Origin of the sequence: Streptomyces sp. 130 (assembly GCF_007096885.1) — a bacterium.
GTDB lineage: Bacteria > Actinomycetota > Actinomycetes > Streptomycetales > Streptomycetaceae > Streptomyces.
Genome location: NZ_VJNO01000005.1, coordinates 24,428 through 42,343, shown reverse-complemented (window position 1 = coordinate 42,343; position 17,916 = coordinate 24,428). Strand labels below are relative to the sequence as shown.

At 71.2% G+C, this 17,916-nt stretch carries 10 protein-coding genes and 5 tRNA genes; 8 read left to right on the top strand and 7 right to left on the bottom strand.

Annotation, left to right across the window (positions count from 1 at the left end; all coding sequences use genetic code 11):
• Window positions 1–23: 23 nt before the first annotated feature.
• The 5 genes from hrpA to FKN01_RS06265 form a co-directional block, all read right to left on the bottom strand.
• Window positions 24–3,944 (bottom strand): ATP-dependent RNA helicase HrpA, encoded by a 3,921-nt coding sequence (hrpA, locus tag FKN01_RS06285; RefSeq protein WP_143617285.1) that lies wholly within the window; start codon window positions 3,942–3,944, stop codon window positions 24–26.
• A 125-nt stretch (window positions 3,945–4,069) separates the two neighbouring features.
• Window positions 4,070–4,146 (bottom strand) — tRNA-Phe (locus tag FKN01_RS06280).
• A gap of 24 nt (window positions 4,147–4,170) precedes the next feature.
• A tRNA-Asp gene (locus FKN01_RS06275) sits at window positions 4,171–4,245 on the bottom strand.
• 38 nt (window positions 4,246–4,283) lie between these two features.
• Window positions 4,284–4,356: transfer RNA gene (locus FKN01_RS06270), tRNA-Glu, on the bottom strand.
• An 80-nt stretch (window positions 4,357–4,436) separates the two neighbouring features.
• On the bottom strand, window positions 4,437–5,954 hold the full coding sequence (locus FKN01_RS06265; RefSeq protein ID WP_143617283.1) for a metallophosphoesterase: 1,518 nt from the start codon (window positions 5,952–5,954) through the stop codon (window positions 4,437–4,439).
• A 117-nt stretch (window positions 5,955–6,071) separates the two neighbouring features.
• Here FKN01_RS06265 and FKN01_RS06260 point away from each other — a divergent pair, with 117 nt between their 5' ends.
• The 6 genes from FKN01_RS06260 to FKN01_RS06235 all read left to right on the top strand — a co-directional run bounded on the left by FKN01_RS06260 (window position 6,072) and on the right by FKN01_RS06235 (window position 15,264).
• Window positions 6,072–6,422 (top strand): metallopeptidase family protein, encoded by a 351-nt coding sequence (locus tag FKN01_RS06260; protein WP_018101725.1) that lies wholly within the window; start codon window positions 6,072–6,074, stop codon window positions 6,420–6,422.
• A 136-nt stretch (window positions 6,423–6,558) separates the two neighbouring features.
• Complete coding sequence (locus FKN01_RS06255) at window positions 6,559–7,149, top strand: hypothetical protein (protein WP_143617281.1); 591 nt, start codon at window positions 6,559–6,561, stop codon at window positions 7,147–7,149.
• 252 nt (window positions 7,150–7,401) lie between these two features.
• A complete protein-coding gene (locus FKN01_RS06250) occupies window positions 7,402–9,429 on the top strand; it encodes a DEAD/DEAH box helicase (RefSeq protein WP_143617279.1) in 2,028 nt (675 codons plus the stop codon).
• Window positions 9,430–9,696: 267 nt separating this feature from the next.
• Window positions 9,697–12,918: an FG-GAP-like repeat-containing protein gene (locus tag FKN01_RS06245; protein ID WP_260696800.1), complete on the top strand. Its 3,222-nt coding sequence runs from the start codon at window positions 9,697–9,699 to the stop codon at window positions 12,916–12,918.
• Between the two features lie 47 nt (window positions 12,919–12,965).
• Window positions 12,966–15,092 carry an FG-GAP-like repeat-containing protein gene (locus tag FKN01_RS06240; RefSeq protein ID WP_260696807.1) on the top strand — a complete coding sequence of 709 codons (2,127 nt, stop codon included), beginning with the start codon at window positions 12,966–12,968 and terminating at the stop codon, window positions 15,090–15,092.
• 98 nt (window positions 15,093–15,190) lie between these two features.
• Window positions 15,191–15,264, top strand: a tRNA-Lys gene (locus tag FKN01_RS06235).
• Window positions 15,265–15,360: 96 nt separating this feature from the next.
• On the opposite strand, the gene FKN01_RS06230 is transcribed toward FKN01_RS06235, so the two are convergent.
• A complete protein-coding gene (locus tag FKN01_RS06230; protein WP_143617276.1) occupies window positions 15,361–15,765 on the bottom strand; it encodes an SHOCT domain-containing protein in 405 nt (134 codons plus the stop codon).
• Window positions 15,766–15,876: 111 nt separating this feature from the next.
• On the bottom strand, window positions 15,877–16,167 hold the full coding sequence (locus tag FKN01_RS06225) for a hypothetical protein (protein ID WP_143617274.1): 291 nt from the start codon (window positions 16,165–16,167) through the stop codon (window positions 15,877–15,879).
• 272 nt (window positions 16,168–16,439) lie between these two features.
• Here FKN01_RS06225 and FKN01_RS06220 point away from each other — a divergent pair.
• Both FKN01_RS06220 and FKN01_RS06215 read left to right on the top strand, forming a co-directional pair.
• Window positions 16,440–16,513 (top strand) — tRNA-Met (locus FKN01_RS06220).
• A gap of 205 nt (window positions 16,514–16,718) precedes the next feature.
• Window positions 16,719–17,861, top strand: coding sequence for a PP2C family protein-serine/threonine phosphatase (locus tag FKN01_RS06215; RefSeq protein WP_143617272.1), 1,143 nt, complete (start codon window positions 16,719–16,721; stop codon window positions 17,859–17,861).
• The last annotated feature ends 55 nt before the right edge of the window (window positions 17,862–17,916 follow it).

The following is a 17,916-nucleotide window of genomic DNA, read 5'->3' as shown; positions in this document are numbered from 1 at the left end:
GGTGCTCCCGTTACGCGTCTTCGCTAGGGCGCCGCGGCGTCGATCGCCTTCACGATGCGCTTGTCCGAGACGGGGAACGCGGTGCCCAGGGCGTGCGCGAAGTAGCTCACCCGCAGCTCCTCGATCATCCACCGGATGTCCAGCACCTCCTGCGGGACGGGCCGGCCCTTGGGCAGCTGTTCCAGCAGCCAGGCGTACTCGTCCTGCATCTCGTGGACCTTCTCCATACGCGTGGTGTCGCGCTGGACGTTGGTCGGCATCTGCTGGAGTCTGCGGTCCTCCGCCACCAGGTAGCGCATCAGGTCGGGCAGCCTGCGCAGCCCGGTCGCGGTGACGAAGCCGGGCGGCATCAGCCGCGCCAGGTGATCGCGTACGTCCGTGACGTTGTTGATCAGGACCAGGCTGTTGGTGGCCTTCAGCCGGCGCTCGCACGCCTGCCAGGCCGCCAGGATCTGCTGCACCTGGCCGATCGTGCGCACGGTCAGGTCGACCAAGTCGGCGCGCACCTTGTCGAACAGCGTCCGGAAGGACTCCTCGTCCCAGGCGGGACCGCCGTGCGCCGCGATCAGCCGGTCGGCGGCGGCCGTCGCGCAGTCGTCGAAGAGCGCCTGGATCGAGCCGTGCGGATTGCGGGACAGGGCCAGCTTCTGCTGGTTCGTCAGCTTGTCCGACGCGAACTTCGCCGGATTGACCGGGATGTTCAGCAGGATCAGCTTCCGGGTTCCGCGCCACATCGCCTGCGCCTGCTCGGCCTCCGTGTCGAAGAGGCGTACGGCGACGGTCTCCCCCTGGTCCACCAGCGCGGGGTACGCCTTGACCGGCTGGCCGGCCCTGCGCGTCTCGAAGACCTTGTTCAGCGTGCCGATCGACCAGTCCTTCAGGCCCGAGCGCTCGATGGACTCGCCGGAGGGCCCCGCGGTGGCCGCGGCGGCCTTGGAGAGGGCCTGACGGGCCTTCGGGCGCATCCGGAGCTTCAGCGCCTCCAGGTCCTTGTCCTCGGCGACCCTGCGGCGCCGCTCGTCCACGATCCGGAAGGTGATCTTGAGGTGGTCCGGGACCCGGCTCAGGTCGAAGTCGTCCGCGGTGACCGGGACCCCGACCATCCGCTGGAGCTCACGGGCCAGCGTCGCCGGCAGCGGCTCCTGGAGGGGCACGGCCCGGTCCAGGAACTTGGCGGCGTAGTTCGGCGCGGGCACGTAATGCCGGCGGATCGGCTTGGGCAGCGAGCGGATCAGTTCGGTGACGAGCTCCTCGCGCAGGCCGGGGATCTGCCAGTCGAAGCCCTCGGACGTCACCTGGTTCAGCACCTGGAGCGGAATGTGGACGGTCACACCGTCGGCGTCCGCGCCCGGCTCGAACTGGTAGGTCACCCGGAACTTCAGCTTCCCCTGCCGCCAGGAGTCCGGGTAGTCGTCCTTGGTGACGGCCCCGGCCTTCTCGTTGATGAGCATCGAGCGCTCGAAGTCGAGCGCGTCCGGCTCGTCGCGCCGCTTGTGCTTCCACCACGAGTCGAAGTGCGCGCCGGAGACGATGTGCTCGGGGATGCGCTGGTCGTAGAAGTCGAACAGCGTCTCGTCGTCCACGAGGATGTCGCGGCGCCGGGCGCGGTGCTCCAGCTCCTCGACCTCGCCGAGCAGTTTGCGGTTGTCGTGGAAGAACTGGTGATGCGTGCGCCAGTCGCCCTCGACCAGGGCATTGCGGATGAAAAGGTCCCGCGAGGTCTCCTGGTCGATCCGGCCGAAATTGATCTTGCGCTGGGCGACGATCGGCACGCCGTACAGCGTGACCCGCTCGTAGGCCATCACCGCGGCCTGGTCCTTCTCCCAGTGCGGTTCGCTGTAGGTGCGCTTCAGCAGGTGCTGGGCCAGCGGCTCGATCCACTCCGGCTCGACCTTGGCGTTGACCCGCGCCCAGAGCCGGGACGTCTCCACCAGCTCCGCCGACATCACGAACCGCGGCTGCTTCTTGAAAAGCGCCGAACCGGGGAAGATCGCGAACTTGGCGCTGCGCGCGCCCAGGTACTCGTTCTTCTCGGTGTCCTTCAGCCCGATGTGCGACAGCAGTCCGGCCAGCAGCGAGGTGTGCACCGCCTGCTCAGGGGCGTCCTCGTCGTTGAGGGCGATGCCCATCTGCTTGGCGACCGTGCGCAGCTGGGCGTAGATGTCCTGCCACTCGCGGATGCGGAGGAAGTTCAGATACTCCTGCTTGCACATCCGGCGGAAGCTGGAGGAGCCGCGCTCCTTCTGCTGCTCGCGGAGGTACCGCCACAGGTTCAGGAACGCCAGGAAGTCGGACGTCTCGTCCTTGAACCGGGCGTGCTGCTGGTCGGCCTGCGTCTGCTTGTCGGAGGGCCGCTCGCGCGGGTCCTGGATGGAGAGCGCGGCGGCGATGACCATGACCTCGCGGACGCAGCCGTTGCGGTCGGCCTCGACGACCATACGGGCGAGGCGCGGGTCGACCGGGAGCTGGGAGAGCTTGCGGCCGAGCGGGGTGAGCCGCTTCTTCGGGTCCTTCTCCGCGGGGTCGAGCGCGCCGAGCTCCTGGAGGAGCTGCACGCCGTCGCGGATGTTGCGGTGGTCCGGCGGGTCGATGAAGGGGAACTTCTCGATGTCGCCGAGGCCGGCGGCGGTCATCTGGAGGATGACGGAGGCCAGGTTCGTCCGCAGGATCTCCGCGTCGGTGAACTCCGGACGGGTCAGGAAGTCGTCCTCGGAGTACAGCCGGATGCAGATGCCGTCCGAGGTGCGGCCGCAGCGGCCCTTGCGCTGATTGGCGCTGGCCTGCGAGATCCGCTCGATCGGCAGCCGCTGGACCTTGGTGCGGTGGCTGTAGCGGGAGATGCGGGCGGTCCCCGGATCGATCACGTACTTGATGCCGGGGACGGTCAGCGAGGTCTCGGCGACGTTGGTCGCGAGAACGATCCTCCGCCCGGTGTGCCGCTGGAACACCCGGTGCTGCTCGGCGTGCGACAGGCGCGCGTACAGGGGGAGTACCTCGGTGCCGCGCAGATTGCGTTTGCCGAGCGCGTCGGCGGTGTCGCGGATCTCGCGCTCGCCGGAGAGGAAGACCAGGACGTCGCCCGGGCCCTCGCTCTGGAGCTCGTCCACCGCATCGCAGATCGCGGTGATCTGGTCGCGGTCGGCGTCGTCGCCGTCCTCCTCCAGGAGCGGGCGGTACCGCACCTCAACGGGGTAGGTGCGCCCGCTGACCTCGATGATCGGGGCGTCGCCGAAGTGGCGCGAGAAGCGTTCCGGGTCGATGGTCGCGGAGGTGACGACGACCTTCAGATCGGGGCGCCTGGGCAGCAGCCGGGCCAGATAGCCGAGCAGGAAGTCGATGTTCAGCGACCGCTCGTGGGCCTCGTCGATGATGATCGTGTCGTACGCGAGCAGCTCGCGGTCCGTCTGGATCTCGGCGAGCAGGATGCCGTCCGTCATCAGCTTCACGAAGGTCGCGTCCGGGTTCACCTGGTCGGTGAAGCGGACCTTCCAGCCCACGGTCTCGCCGAGCGGCGTCTTCAGCTCGTCGGCGATCCGCTCGGCCACCGTGCGCGCGGCGATCCGGCGCGGCTGGGTGTGCCCGATCATGCCCCGCAGGCCCCGGCCCAGCTCCATGCAGATCTTGGGGATCTGAGTGGTCTTGCCGGAGCCGGTCTCACCGGCGACGATCACGACCTGGTGGTCGCGTATCGCCTCCAGGATCTCGTCCTTCTTCTGGCTGACCGGAAGCTGCTCGGGGTACGTGACGGCGGGCATCCGGCCGGCCCGCTGTTCGAGCCGCCCGGCTGCCTTGTCCGCCTGGGCGGCGATCTCGTCCAGCACGGCCCGCTGGGCCTCGGGCTTGCGGATGCGGCGCGCGCCTTCGAGGCGGCGGCCGAGCCGGTTCGCGTCACGGAGCGAGAGCTGCGCGAGCCGGGACTGGAGATCGGCGAAGGAAGTAGACATACGGGTTCCAGGATCTCACCCGGCCCGGAGGAAGGGCGAACCCATTTCGGGCGACGGTCCCCCTCGGGGAGGGCGGAGGTGGTCCGGCACGACGAAGGCCCCGTCCATCGGACGGGGCCTTCGGGTGGTGGCTGGGGCCGGGATCGAACCGGCGACCTATCGCTTTTCAGGCGATCGCTCGTACCAACTGAGCTACCCAGCCACGAGGTTTCACGTGAAACCTCAGCGGTCCTGACGGGATTTGAACCCGCGGCCTCCACCTTGACAGGGTGGCGAGCACTCCTAACTGCTCCACAGGACCAAGCAATGTGCGAGACGAGTCTCGCACACGTTCAAGCGTGCCCCCAACGGGATTCGAACCCGTGCTACCGCCTTGAAAGGGCGGCGTCCTGGGCCACTAGACGATGAGGGCTAAGGGCCCACCTGCGCGCCTTGCAGCGCGTCGGGGACGTGAGAAGCATATGGGATGCCGGCGGCGTTCGCCAAAACGGTTTACGGGGAGGGGGTCGGGTCGGTCGGAGACGGGCTCGCGGGGGGGGGCTTCTGCGCCGGCAGGTGGCGGCTGACCTCGGCCGTCGTCAGTCCGAGGCCGCCCAGGGTGATCTCGTCCCAGGCCTGCAGACGACGGGTGGAGCGGTCCAGGTAGAGCACCGACGCGAGCACCTGTTCCGGCTCCTTGTTCTGGACGGCCCGCAGCCCGCCACCGCCCGTGGACCCCTCGACCATCAGCCGGGTGCCGCCCTTCAGGACCTCGTTCTGCCGGTGGTGCACGTGGCCGGCCAGCGCCAACGGCACCTCGCCGTCCGTCTCCTTCGCCGCCTCCGGCTCATGGGCGACGGCGATGTCGACGGGGGTGCCGGACCGCTGCTCCTCGCGCAGGGCGGCGGCGAGCGTGCGGCCGGCCACGCTCTCGACGTCCTCGGCCTGCTCGGGGCCCGTGCGGTCCGGGGTGAACTGCGGGTCCCCGACCCCGGCGACCCGCAGCCCGCCGACCGTCACGGCCCGGCCCTGGTCCAGGACGTGCACGTCGGGGAAGCGCTTCTTGTCGGACAGGTACTTCTGTGTCACCGCCGAGTCGTGGTTCCCGCGCACCCAGATGTAGGGGGCGCCGAGGTCGGCGATGGGGTCCAGAAAGCTGTTCTCGACGGCGGTGCCGTGGTCCATCGTGTCGCCGGAGTCGATGATCACGTCGATGTCGTACTGCTTCACGAGCGAGCCGATGATGTGCCACGCGGCCGGGTTCAGATGGACGTCCGAGACGTGCAGGACGCGCAGGGTCGCCGGGTCCGGGCGGTAGACGGGGAGCGTCGAGGTGGCGTCGTACAGCTTGGTGACGTTGGTGACCAGCCGGGCCAGTTCCTGCTGGTAGACGTCGAAGTCGCTGACGATCGAGCGGGCGTCGCCGACGACCGACGGGGCGCTGGAGAGCAGGCCGGAGAACTTGGGCTCCAGGACCGACTTCGGATTCCAGGTGGCGTACGCGCCGACGCCGGAGGCGGCGAGCAGCGCGAGGGCCAGCCCCCCGGCGGCCAGGGCCCGGCCCGGCCGGCGGTACACCGCGAGGCCCAGCGCCGTCGCCCCGGTCACCACCGCGACGCAGGAGCGCAGGGCCAGCTCACGGGTGCCCGACGCGACGTCCGAGGTGACCTCGTCCTCCAGTCCGGCCAGCCGTTCGGGGTGCTGGACCAGGGCCTGCGAGCGGACCGGGTCGAGCCGGTCCACGTCCACGTCGAGCCGGACCGGGGCGTGGTGCGAGTCCAGCTCCAGGGCGCCGAGCGGGGAGACATTGATCTTGGTGCCGCCGCTGAGCGAGGGCCGCAGGGTCATCGTCGTGTCCATCGGCCCCACGGTCGTCCGGACGCTGCCCACCGCGAGCAGCCCGAGCCAGGCGCCGAACAGCACCACGACGACCAGTCCGAGGGCCCGGACGAACGGGCGCGGCGCGGCGAGGGTCCGGTGCGCGGCGCGGCGGGGTGTCGGGCGGCGGAAGGGGACTCGGGCGCGGGCCATTGGGTGCCCCTGCCCCAGTCGCGGTGCGGGTATGCCCGGGGCGGGCCGGGACGGGCAGGGGGCCTGGGCGGGCACGGGGCCTGGGCGGGGCGGGTGGCCGTACGGGAGAATGGCCGGGTGCTGGAGATGACGCGGGAAGCGTTCGAGGAACTGGTCGCCGAGGCACTGGACCGGATTCCGCCGGAGCTGACCCGGCTGATGGACAACGTCGCGGTTTTCGTCGAGGACGAGCCGGAGTCCGATGACCCGGAACTGCTCGGGCTGTACGAGGGCACGCCGCTGACCGAGCGCGGGGAGTGGTACGCGGGCGTGCTGCCGGACCGGATCACGATCTACCGGGGTCCGACGCTGCGGATGTGCGAGACGCGCGAGGACGTGGTGGCCGAGACGGAGATCACCGTCGTGCACGAGATCGCCCACCACTTCGGCATCGACGACGAGAGGCTGCACGCGCTCGGTTACGGGTGAGCCGGGCGCGGGGCGCCCGTGTTGAAGGAGCCGGCCCGGCGGGCGTGTCCCCCGCGGGGTCGCGGGAGTTGGGCAGAGCGCACCCGGCCCGTTCATGTCAGGCCCCGTCCTTCCTCGCGCCCCCGGAGGTGCCCCCGTGCGTCAGTTCTCCCCTCCCGTCCGCTGGGCAGCGGTCACCGCTGTCACGCTCGCCGCGTCCACCGGCTGCATGAGCGTCGGCTCCGACGGGGCGAAACCGGCGCCCTCGCGGCCCGCCGAGCCCAAGAGCGCCGCGGTCGAGCCGAACGGTGCCACGGTGACGGGGACCGGCCGCTCCCGGTACGGCGGCACCGGTGCGCAGCCGGAGCGCCGGGGCGCCGGGCCGAGCGCTTCCGCCTCGCCCTCCGGGAGCGCCCCGGCCGCCGACGAGCCCGGGGGCGGCGGGCCGGAGAAGGGCGAGGACCGGGGCCGGGCCGCCCGCCCCTCCGTACCGGCGGGTCCGCCCGAGTCCGCGCCGCCGGAGCCCTCGGTGCCGGCCGGCCCCGGCCCCGTACCCGGCCCGGAGGGTCCGGCGGACACACCCGCGCCGCCGGACCCGCAGGAACCCGAGCCGGAGCCCTCGGAGCCCGCGCCGCCGGCGCCCTCGGAGTCTCCGGCCGCCCAGTTCCGTACCGATGCCCTGGGGTGGCCGGAGAGGGTGGCGGAGCTGCGTACACCGGAGGCATCACCGCAGGTGGGACCGGCCTGAGGGGGTGGCGAGGGGAGGGGTGGGGGAAGGCGGCTTGCGCAATGTGGGTGAGAGTGCGTATGGTGGTAGATCGTTTGATCCCATTGCCCGGCGCCGACACAGAAGAGCGCCGTGTGGCGCGTACTCTCCCTTGCCGTGGCTGGACCGCATTGAGGCGGTCGACATTGCGAAATCACGGAGTTATGGGCGCGTGCCGAGACTCCGGAAGGTTTCGCATTTCGCATGTCAATTTCCAGTTCTGACCACACCGTCATGCCCGAGAACGTCGAGAACGACGAGCTCACCGCAGTCGCCGAGGCCGCCGAGCCGACCGTCACCTTCGCCGACCTGGGCCTGCCCGAGGGCATCGTCCGCAAGCTCGCGCAGAACGGTGTGACCACGCCCTTCCCGATCCAGGCCGCGACCATCCCGGACGCCCTGGCCGGCAAGGACATCCTCGGCCGCGGCCGTACCGGCTCCGGCAAGACCCTCTCCTTCGGCCTGCCGACCCTGTCGGCGCTGGCGGACGGGTACACGGAGAAGAAGAAGCCCCGCGCGATCATCCTCACCCCGACCCGTGAGCTCGCGATGCAGGTCGCGGACGCGCTGCAGCCGTACGGCGACGTGCTCGGCCTGAAGATGAAGGTCGTCTGCGGCGGCACGTCCATGGGCAACCAGATCTACGCGCTGGAGCGCGGTGTCGACATCCTCGTCGCCACCCCGGGCCGGCTGCGCGACATCATCAACCGCGGCGCGTGCTCGCTCTCGAGCGTCCAGGTCGCCGTCCTCGACGAGGCCGACCAGATGTCCGACCTGGGCTTCCTGCCCGAGGTCACCGAGCTGCTGGACCAGATCCCCGAGGGCGGCCAGCGCATGCTCTTCTCCGCCACCATGGAGAACGAGATCGGCACGCTGGTCAAGCGCTACCTGAGCAACCCGGTCACCCACGAGGTCGACTCCGCCCAGGGCAACGTCTCGACCATGTCGCACCACGTCCTCGTCGTGAAGCCGAAGGACAAGGCGCCGGTCACCTCCGCGATCGCCGCCCGCAAGGGCCGCACGATCATCTTCGTCCGCACCCAGCTGGGCGCCGACCGGATCGCAGAGCAGCTCGTCGACGCGGGCGTCAAGGCGGACGCACTGCACGGCGGCATGACGCAGGGCGCGCGCACCCGGGTCCTGGAGGACTTCAAGAAGGGCTACGTCAACGCGCTCGTCGCGACCGACGTCGCCGCGCGCGGTATCCACGTCGACGGCATCGACCTGGTCCTGAACGTGGACCCGGCCGGTGACCACAAGGACTACCTGCACCGCTCGGGCCGTACCGCCCGGGCCGGCAAGTCCGGTGTGGTCGTCTCGCTGGCGCTGCCGCACCAGCGCCGTCAGATCTTCCGCCTGATGGAGGACGCGGGCGTCGACGCCTCGCGCCACATCGTGCAGGGCGCGGGCGTCTTCGAGCCGGAGGTCGCCGAGATCACCGGCGCCCGTTCGCTCACCGAGGTCCAGGCCGACTCCGCGAACAACGCCGCGAAGCAGGCCGAGCGCGAGGCCGCCGAGCTGACCAAGCAGCTGGAGCGCGCCCAGCGCCGCGCCGTCGAGCTCCGCGAGGAGGCCGACCGCCTGGTGGCCCGTGCCGCCCGTGAGCGCGGCGACGACCCCGAGGCCGCCGTGGCCGAGGTCACCGCCGAGGCCGAGGCCGCCCTCGCGGCTGCCGCCGCCTCCGTGCCGGAGCAGCCGGCCGCGCGCGAGGACCGCCGCGACGAGCGGGGCAACTACGAGCGCCGCGACAACCGCGGTGGCTACCGGGGCAACGACCGCCGCGACGACCGGGGCGACCGTCCGTTCCGCCGGGACGACCGTCCGTCGGGCGGCTACCGGGGCAACGACCGCCGGGACGACCGTCCGTCGTTCAGCCGTGACCGTCGCGACGACCGTCCCTCGGGCGGCTTCCGCTCGGGCGGCGGCGACCGTCCGTACAACCGCGACCGTCGCGACGACCGCCCCTCCGGCGGCTTCCGCTCGGGCGGCGACCGCCGGGACGACCGCGGCGGTCGCTCCTTCGACCGCCGGGACGACCGTCCGTCGTTCAGCCGTGACCGTCGCGACGACCGCCCCTCGGGCGGCTTCCGCTCGGGCGGCGGCGACCGTCCGTACAACCGCGACCGCCGGGACGACCGCCCCTCCGGCGGCTTCCGCTCGGACCGTCCGAACGGCCGCCGCGACGACCACCGTTCGACCGGCACCAGCACCGGCTCCTTCGGCCGCCGCGACGACAAGCCGCGCTGGAAGCGCAACGGCTGATCGTCCGTAGGTCTCCGACCTGACGAAAGCGGGCCCGTCCTTGGTGGACGGGCCCGCTTTCGCATGGGCCGGGAAAGTGGCCGCCGACCTGCGTGGACCCCCTCCTTTGAACGGGTTCGAAATAGGCGTTGGCGTGTGCGCGTCTGGTGCTAAAGTCGCGGCATCTGCTCGGGGGTGGGTGCGAGCGGCAACCGCCGCACCGCGTAGGCCGTGGGTGTTCTCCGCCGGCCTCTCCTCGTGCCTTGTTCCTGGGGAGGGACCTTCAACGTGACCCGCTCTTCCAACGGGTGGAGAAGCCGGCGTGCCTCGGCGCGTCTCGCCCTTCTGGTCACCCTGGCGATGACCGCCGGTACGAGCGCGCTGGCCACGGGTACGGCCGCCGCCGGTACGACGGGCGGCACGGCCGCGGACACCGTGGTCGTGAAGCCCGGCGCCCGCTTCGTACCGCGCGAGACACGTGTCCTGAACGCCGGCGAGACCGGCTTTCTTACGGCGCGTGAGGGCGACGACCGGCTCCGCTGGACCGATTACGCGACCGGCGCTCAGACCGTCCTGTCCGAGCGGCTTCCGAAGCCGCTGGAGTACGACCCCGAGGCGGTCCGCCCCCGCGGAGCCTGGCCCACCGGATACGGGCAGGGCTCCGACACCGTGGCGGTGTACGCCGGGAGTCCGAGTCCGCATGTGACGCTGCAGCAGCGCGCGGGCGGCGGGCCGGTCACGAGCATCGCGATTCCGGAGGGCCAGACGTACGTGGGGACGTACGGTACGACCGTCGTCACCCGCACCGGCTCCGAGACCGCCGCGACCGGCCTGCACCTGCTGCGTTCCGAGGGCGGCGAGGTCGAGGACCGGCGACTGGAGGGGCTGCCCGAGGGGTGGCGCCTGTCGGTCTTCGACGGGGACGCCCGGTCGGTGGTCGTCCGGGGCATCCTCTGGGAAGGCACGGACATGTCCCAGGGCTGGTGGTTCGTCGACCTGGCGAGCGGGAAGCTCCAGACCCTGGCACCGGACTCCAGTGCCGTGACGCTGGGTCCGGACACCCTGCTGCAGGTCGGCTCGTACGCCGCCGAACTGTTCGACCGCGACGACCTGTCCGCCGCGCCCCGCTCGTACGACCTGCGGGACCAGTCGTACGACACCAGCTTCCGGATGCTCGGGAACACGCTGGTCGGAGTCCTGCCGGCGAACCCCGGTGACAACGAGTACCGCGGCAACCGCCTGGTCAGCATCTCCGAGGACGGCCGGACCACCGGGGAGCTCCTCGCCGTCGCCCACACCGACCTCACCGCGACGCCGGACGGCTCCCTCCTGGTCGCGGGCGCCGAGAGCCACAGCTACGAGGGCGCCCTCGACTGGGGCTACTACCTCTTCACGGAGGCCGCGGACGGCACCGTGAAGCGCACCCGCGTCGCCGACATCGAGAACATGCCCGCACAGCCCGCCGGCATCTCCCTGGGCAGCGGCATCCTCACCACGGCGGACGACTCCCGGCTGTTCCAGCCGGGTACGTACATCGGCGCGTACCGGAGCACCTGGCTCAGGACATCGGGCAGGCCCGAAGAGATCCGCACGACCGTGGACGGACTCACCAGCGGGCGGGACGCGGACTGCGGCTGGTATTCGGAAGACCCGTACTGCGTGACCATGTTCGCGAGCGGCGACGGGTTCCACGGCCGCGAGCAAGGCACCGAGCAGGGACAGACCATGCTGTTCCGCAACGGCGAGGAGAACTGGGGCCCGCGGCTCACCACGGGCCTGATGTCCCCCGAACTCGTGGACCTCTCCGGCCGCTACGGGGTGGTGAACGAGGCGTCGGGCGACTACAAGCACGTCGTCGAGTTCCAGGAAAGCACCAACTCCGGGAAGGTGCTGAAGAGCCGGCGGATGGACGCCGCGGCCCTGTGGGGCAACATGCTGTGGAGCAACCTCCCCGGCTCCTCCACCGTGACCTCCGAGAACATGACGATGGGTGTGCCTGGCACATCCTTCACCACGCCCAGCAAGTGCGCCCCCACCGAGCTGCAAGTCGTCGGCCGCTGGATCCACTGGGCGTGCGAGGGCTCCAACTGGCCCCACAGCGCGGGTCTCTACGACCGGCAGACAAGGAAGTTCGCGACCGCTCCGGACGCCGACACCCTCCTCGCCGACGGCTACATCGTCACCCACGCGGAAGGGGCCGGGCTCACCCTGTACGACCTCCACAGCGGGCTCCCGGCCAGTGGCGCGTACACGGACCTGCCCCAGCGGAAGCTGGCCGATGAGGCGGACCTCGGCCCGCACAGCGTGCGTCGGGCCGGCTGGACGGTGGACCGCTTCGGCGGCCATGCCGCTTACACCGGGAGCGACCGGCTGGTGCGCATCGTTCCCACGGGCATCCCGGCCTCGGCGCTGTCGGTGATCGACACCGATGCGCCGGCCGGGTCGCTCGACCTGCGGGCATCCGCGCCGACGGGCTGGCAGGGCTCCTGGTGGCTGTCCAAGCCCGCCGCGTCGTGGCAGCTGACGCTGAAGAACACGGCGTCGGGCGCCACGGTGCGCACGCTCACCGGCGGGGAGGCGCGGGGCCGGTTGACCGCCGCCTGGGACGGGAAGACCGCCACCGGCGCGTACGCACCCAACGGCTCCTACACCTGGTCCCTCACCGCCAGCCCCGCCGACGGCCAGGGCGCCCCCCTGACCACCTCCGGCAGCGTCAAGGTGACCGGCGGGGCCGCCGTGGCGCGGGACTTCGTCGGCAACGACGGGTTCGGTGACCTGCTCGCGTTCACCTCGGCGGGCCAGGCCGACTGGCGGGCCGGTACGGGGACCGGGGCCGGGCGGGTCGAGGACAAGGTGTCGGGCACCGGCTGGACCGGGGACAACACCGTGACCGCCGCCGTGCCGTTCGAGGACATCAGCGGCGACCGGTGCAATGACGTGCTGGTCCGTACGAAGGCGGGCGAGCTGCGCGCGTACACGCCGGCCTGCGGGGCCGCGCTCAAGCCCGGCACGCCGTACAAGCGGATCGGCACCGGCTGGAACATGTTCGACGCGCTGACCTCGCCCGGCGACATGTCGGGTGACGGGCGCGCCGATCTGCTCGGCCGGACGCCCGCGGGCGACCTGTACTTCTACAAGAGCAGGGGCGACGGCCTCTTCGAGCCCCGGGTGAAGATCGGCTACGGCTGGCAGGGGTACCTCCTGGCCGGCACGGGCGACATGGACGGCGACGGCAAGGGCGACCTGGTGGCCCGTGACCGCTCGGGCAACGTGTGGCGCTACCCGGCCACCGGCAAGGGCACACTCGGGACCCGTAACAAGATCGGTTACGGCTGGACCATGTACGACACGATGGTCGGCTCCGGCGACCTGAACGGCGACGGCCGCGCGGACCTGCTGGCCCGCGACACGTCCGGCGTGCTGTGGAGCTACCGCGGCGACGGCAAGGGCGCGCTGGCGGCGCGTACCAAGGTCGGCGGCGGCTGGCAGATGTACAAGAACCTCTTCTGATCACTCGCTCGACCTCCGGGCTTCCCGGAAAGGAACTTCTCTTGACCGTGTTCATACGCGGCCGCGCAGCGCTCGTGGGCGCCGTGGCCGGTGCGACCGTCCTCGCCACGGCCGCCGTACCCGCGAACGCCGCGGACCCGGCCCCGGCCACCGTGGCGACCACCGGGGTGTACGGCCTCGACTTCGCGGGCGGGCGCCTGGTGACGGCGGAGCGGAGCCCCTCCGGCGACCGCATGGTGTACGACCGCCCGGTGTCCGCCGACGGCATGACCGTGGGGGCGCGCGAGAGCCGTGCCTTCGCCGGGACGTACGCCAATGGCGCGCACCTCAGGACGGTGCCCTGTGACAACGGCGACTGTGTGGAGCTGGTCGCTTCGGGCCACGGGGACGTCGGCACGGTGTCCGTCGACGGCGACGACGCCGGCACCGAGTCGGTGAAGTTCTGGGCCCCCGGCAACTCGTACCGCGGTGGTGACGTCAAGTACCCCGTGGCGACGGCCGACATCGTGGACATGACCGCGCGGGCCTACGTCGTCAACGGCGGCTCCCCCGCCAAGCAGCGGGCGGCCATGTACCCGAGCTACACCTCGACCCCCGACCCCATCGTCCGCACCCCGGGCGCCGCCTCCGTCTGGGGCACCACGCTCTGGGCGGCGACCACCACCGGGACGATCACCGCGACCGACCTGCTGACGAAGAAGGTCGTACTGACGGTGGCCACCGGCGCCCCCTGCGTGATCAAGGAGGTGCGCACGGTCGGCCGCTGGATCTACTGGAACTGCGGGACGACCGGTGCGGCCGGCGTGTACGACCGTACGGCGAAGAAGTCGTTCACCGTGCCGTCCGGGCCCGCCCTCGTCGGCGACGGCTACCTCGTCCGGCACGACCGGACGGCGGGCGAGCTGCTGCTCACCGACTTCCACACGGGCAAGGCCGCCGCTCCGCGCGCGATTGCGGACCTCCCCGCCGGGAAGACCGCCGACCAGCGGCGGCTGACCTGGGCGGTGGACAAGTTCGGTGGCGACATCGCCTACCTCGACGCCGCGCAGACGCTCCACGTCGTGCCCAGCGGAGTGCCCGCGCAGCCCCTCACCAGGATCGCGTCCGACCTGGGTCCGGACTCCCTGGACATCAAGGGCACCGACGGGCTGGAGAGCTGGAACAGCACCATGCAGTTCAACAAGCCCGTCTCCTGGACGTACACCGTCAAGGACTGGACGGGCCGTACGGTCCGCACCCTCAAGGGCGCTGACGGCACCGAGGCGGACGTCAACTGGGACGGCACGACCGACTCGGGCGCCTACGCGGGCAACGGCAAGCACACCTGGACGCTGAAGGCGACGGCCGAGGACGGTTCGGGGACGTACTCCACCAGCGGGAGCCTGTCCGTGTCCGGTGGCCGGCAGGGCGTCCACGACCAGGGCCGGGACAGCAGCGGAGACCTGGTCACGCTCAACTCCTACGGGGACCTGACCATCCAGTTCGGCCAGACCTCCGGCGTCTTCAGCGGCAAGAAGTCCGGGACCGGCTGGCCGGCCGGCACGGTCGCCGTGCCCTTCGCGGACACCACCGGCGACCGCTGCGCCGAGCTGCTGGTCCGGATGCCCGGCGGGGAACTGCGCCGGTACGACGGCAGCTGCGGCACCTCCGGCTACCGGCCGACCAGCAAGCACACGGTGATCGGCGGCGGCTGGCAGCAGTACGACGTGCTGACGTCGGCCGGCGACCTGAACGGCGACGGGCGGGCCGACCTCGTCGCCCGTCAGACGTCCACCGGTGACATCTACTTCTACGCGGGAACGGCCGCCGGCAAGTTCCTCCCGAAGACCCGGATCAACACCGACTGGCGGACGTACGCCCAGATCACCGGTGTCGGCGACATCACGGGCGACGGCATCCCCGACCTGCTCGGCCACGACCGCAACGGCGGCCTGTGGCGCTACAACGGCCTGGGCAACGGCCGCTTCGCCGCGCGCGTGAAGGTGTTCACCGACTGGGGCCGCTCGTATAACACCATGGTCGGCGTCGGCGACCTGAACGGCGACGGCCGGAACGACATCGTCGTCCGCGACTCGGCGGGCAAGCTGTTCCGCAACAACGGCAACGGCAAGGGCTCGTTCGGAGCCCGTACGCAGATCGCCACCGGCTGGCAGACGTACAAGGGCATCTTCTGAGGCCCTGAGCCCGCCCCGGACCCGGTGACGGGGCCGCGCGGCCGATACCCGATCGGCTGCGCGGCCGGGGCGGGCTATGCTCGGGGGTGATGTATCGAGGGCCGTTAGCTCAATTGGTCAGAGCAGCGGACTTTTAATCCGTTGGTTGTGGGTTCGAGTCCCACACGGCCTACCTCGTGGCCCCGGGTCCGCGCGGGCGCGGCCGGGGGCCACCGGTTTTCGACCGCCGGTGACGCGGCGGGTCTCCCGCCCCGGCGGCGCAGGTGCGTCAGACCAGGAGCTTGGACTTCGCCCGCTGGTACTCCTCCTCGGTGATCGCGCCCTTGTCCTTGAGGTCGGCGAGCTTCGACAGGTCCTCGACATGGCCGCCCCTGTGGCCGCCGCCCTCCGTACCCGCCGCGTCCCTGATGTACGCCTTGAAGGCGGCGTCGCGCTCCTTCGCCTCCTGGATGTCGCGCTTGCCCATGGACTTGCCGCGGGCGATCACGTAGATCAGCACGCCCACATAGGGCAGCACCAGCGCCAGGATCAGCCAGCCGGCCTTGCCCCAGCCGCTCAGGTCGTGGCTGCGGAAGATGTCCATGATGACCCGGAAGAGGAGGAAGAGCCACATGATCCAGAGGAAGAACCAGAGCATCGTCCAGAACAGGTTGAGCAGGGGATAGTCGTCCATCGTCCACTCCCGGAGCCGTCGAAATGGCTGAGTCTGAAATCAGTCATATCGCCATATGGGTCCGTGCGCCCGTTGGAGCGGCGGCCAGGAGGGTGCGCTGAGGGGCGGAGGCTACTTCTCCGGTTCGGACGCGCCGACCGGAGCCGTGTCGGCGGTGGTGGGGGCCGCCTTCCTGCTGTGGACCATGATGCCGATGAAACCGGCGAGGAACCCGCTGATCAGGCCCGATATCGCGTGGTTGGCGGCGTTGGCCGACGCGCTGCCCGGGAGGCCGATCGCCAGGTAGTTCACCACGGCGCTCATCACCGCGCCCATCACGCCGCCGATGAGTCCGCCCGTGGCGGCGGCGCGAACGGGTGACGACGGGGCGGGGGTGTGATCGGAGGCGAGCGGTGCGGCCATGGTCGAGAGCCCTCCAGACAGGCTGCGAGCAGAGACCGGGAGCGGCTCTCCCTGCGCGCCGGCATGCGCGGTCGGGGGCCTGCTCACACGGGCAGCCCACCGAGCCGGGGGGTGCAGCAGATACCTTGCGACAGAACACATGTTCCCCGCAATACCTTCTCGATTTCGGCACGTTGACGTTCTGGCGAAGGGGAGAACGCGGTCCGGACGGCCGGTGCGTGGGGTGGGTGGTCGTGAGGGCGCCGGACATGCCGTAGAGTTGGCTTCACCGACGCGGGGTGGAGCAGCTCGGTAGCTCGCTGGGCTCATAACCCAGAGGTCGCAGGTTCAAATCCTGTCCCCGCTACTGAAGGATCAGGCCCGGCACGCAAGCAGCGTGCCGGGCCTGACGCGTTGTCGGCGCCCGTGTGTCGCCCCATCGGAGGCCGAGGATTCGCCCGGGGGCCGGGCGGGCGCGAGGCTGGGGGAGGTGCGCGGTAGTGGCCGCGGCCGCACCGGGCAGGAGACCGCAGGTGGGGAAGTGGGCGCGACGGTGGCGAGGGCGCGGCGGCATGGGGAGCCGCCGGTTCGTCCGGGTGCTGCCCGCCGCCATGATCGTCGGAGGGGCGCTCTTCGACTACTTCACCCCGCCGGCGTTCACGGCCGTTCCGATGTTCGCGGCTGCCCCGCTGATCGCCGCCCCGTTCTTCGGGCTCGGTGCCACACTCCGGATCGGGCTCGCCGGGGTCGTCGCGATCGCCGCGATGCGGCTCTCCACCGGGGACCTGCCGGGCGCGGTCCCGTTCATCGAGATGCTGACGGTGTTCACGGTCTCCTGCCAGGCCGCGGTGATCAACCAGGTCGTGCGGCGCGGCAACGACCAGCTGGCGTCCGCCCGGATCATCGCCGAGACGGCCATGCGGGCCGTGCTGCCCGCGCCGCCCGAGCGGATCGGCGGACTCCAGGTGGCCGCGCGGTACGAGGCGGCGCAGGCGGACGAGTTCGTCGGGGGCGACCTCTACGCGGCGGCCGAGACCCCGTACGGCGTACGGCTGGTGCTGGGGGACGTCCGCGGGAAGGGGCTGGACGCGGTCGGAGCGGTGGCGGTGGTGATCGGGGCGTTCCGGGAGGCGGCGGAGCAGGAGAAGTCGCTGGAGGGCGTGGCACAGCGCCTGGAGCGCGCGCTGGCGCGAGAGTCGGTGCGGCGGGGCAATCTGGACGCGTTCGAGGGCTTCGTTACGGCGGTGCTCGCGGAGATCCCGCCCGGTGCGCAGGGCGTACGGGTGGTGAACCGCGGCCATCCGGACCCGCTGCTGCTGCACGGGGACGGGGCGGTGGAGGCGCTGACGCCCTCGGAGCCCGCGCTTCCGCTGGGCATGGACCTGGAGGCGCGGCCGGACCGTTCGGACGAGTGGGAGCTGCCGGCCGGCGGGACGTTGCTGTTCTACACGGACGGCCTCACGGAGGCGCGTGACGCCGACGGTGTCTTCTACGACCCGGCGGAGCGGTTGCGCGGGCGCCTCTTCCCCGGCCCGGAGGAGCTGTTGTCCGCGCTGACCGACGATGTGCGTCGGCATACCGGAGGCGTGTCGACGGACGACATGGCGCTGCTCGCGGTGGCCCGGCCGGGGAGGGGGCAGCCGGACCGGCGCAGGACGGTGAAGATCGTCAAGGGGGCGCCACGCTCGGTGACCGAGGGGCCTCGCTCCGCATAACATTTGACGCAACGTCAGAAAACGCGTAGTGGCCGAGCGTCGAGCAAGTCGCCCG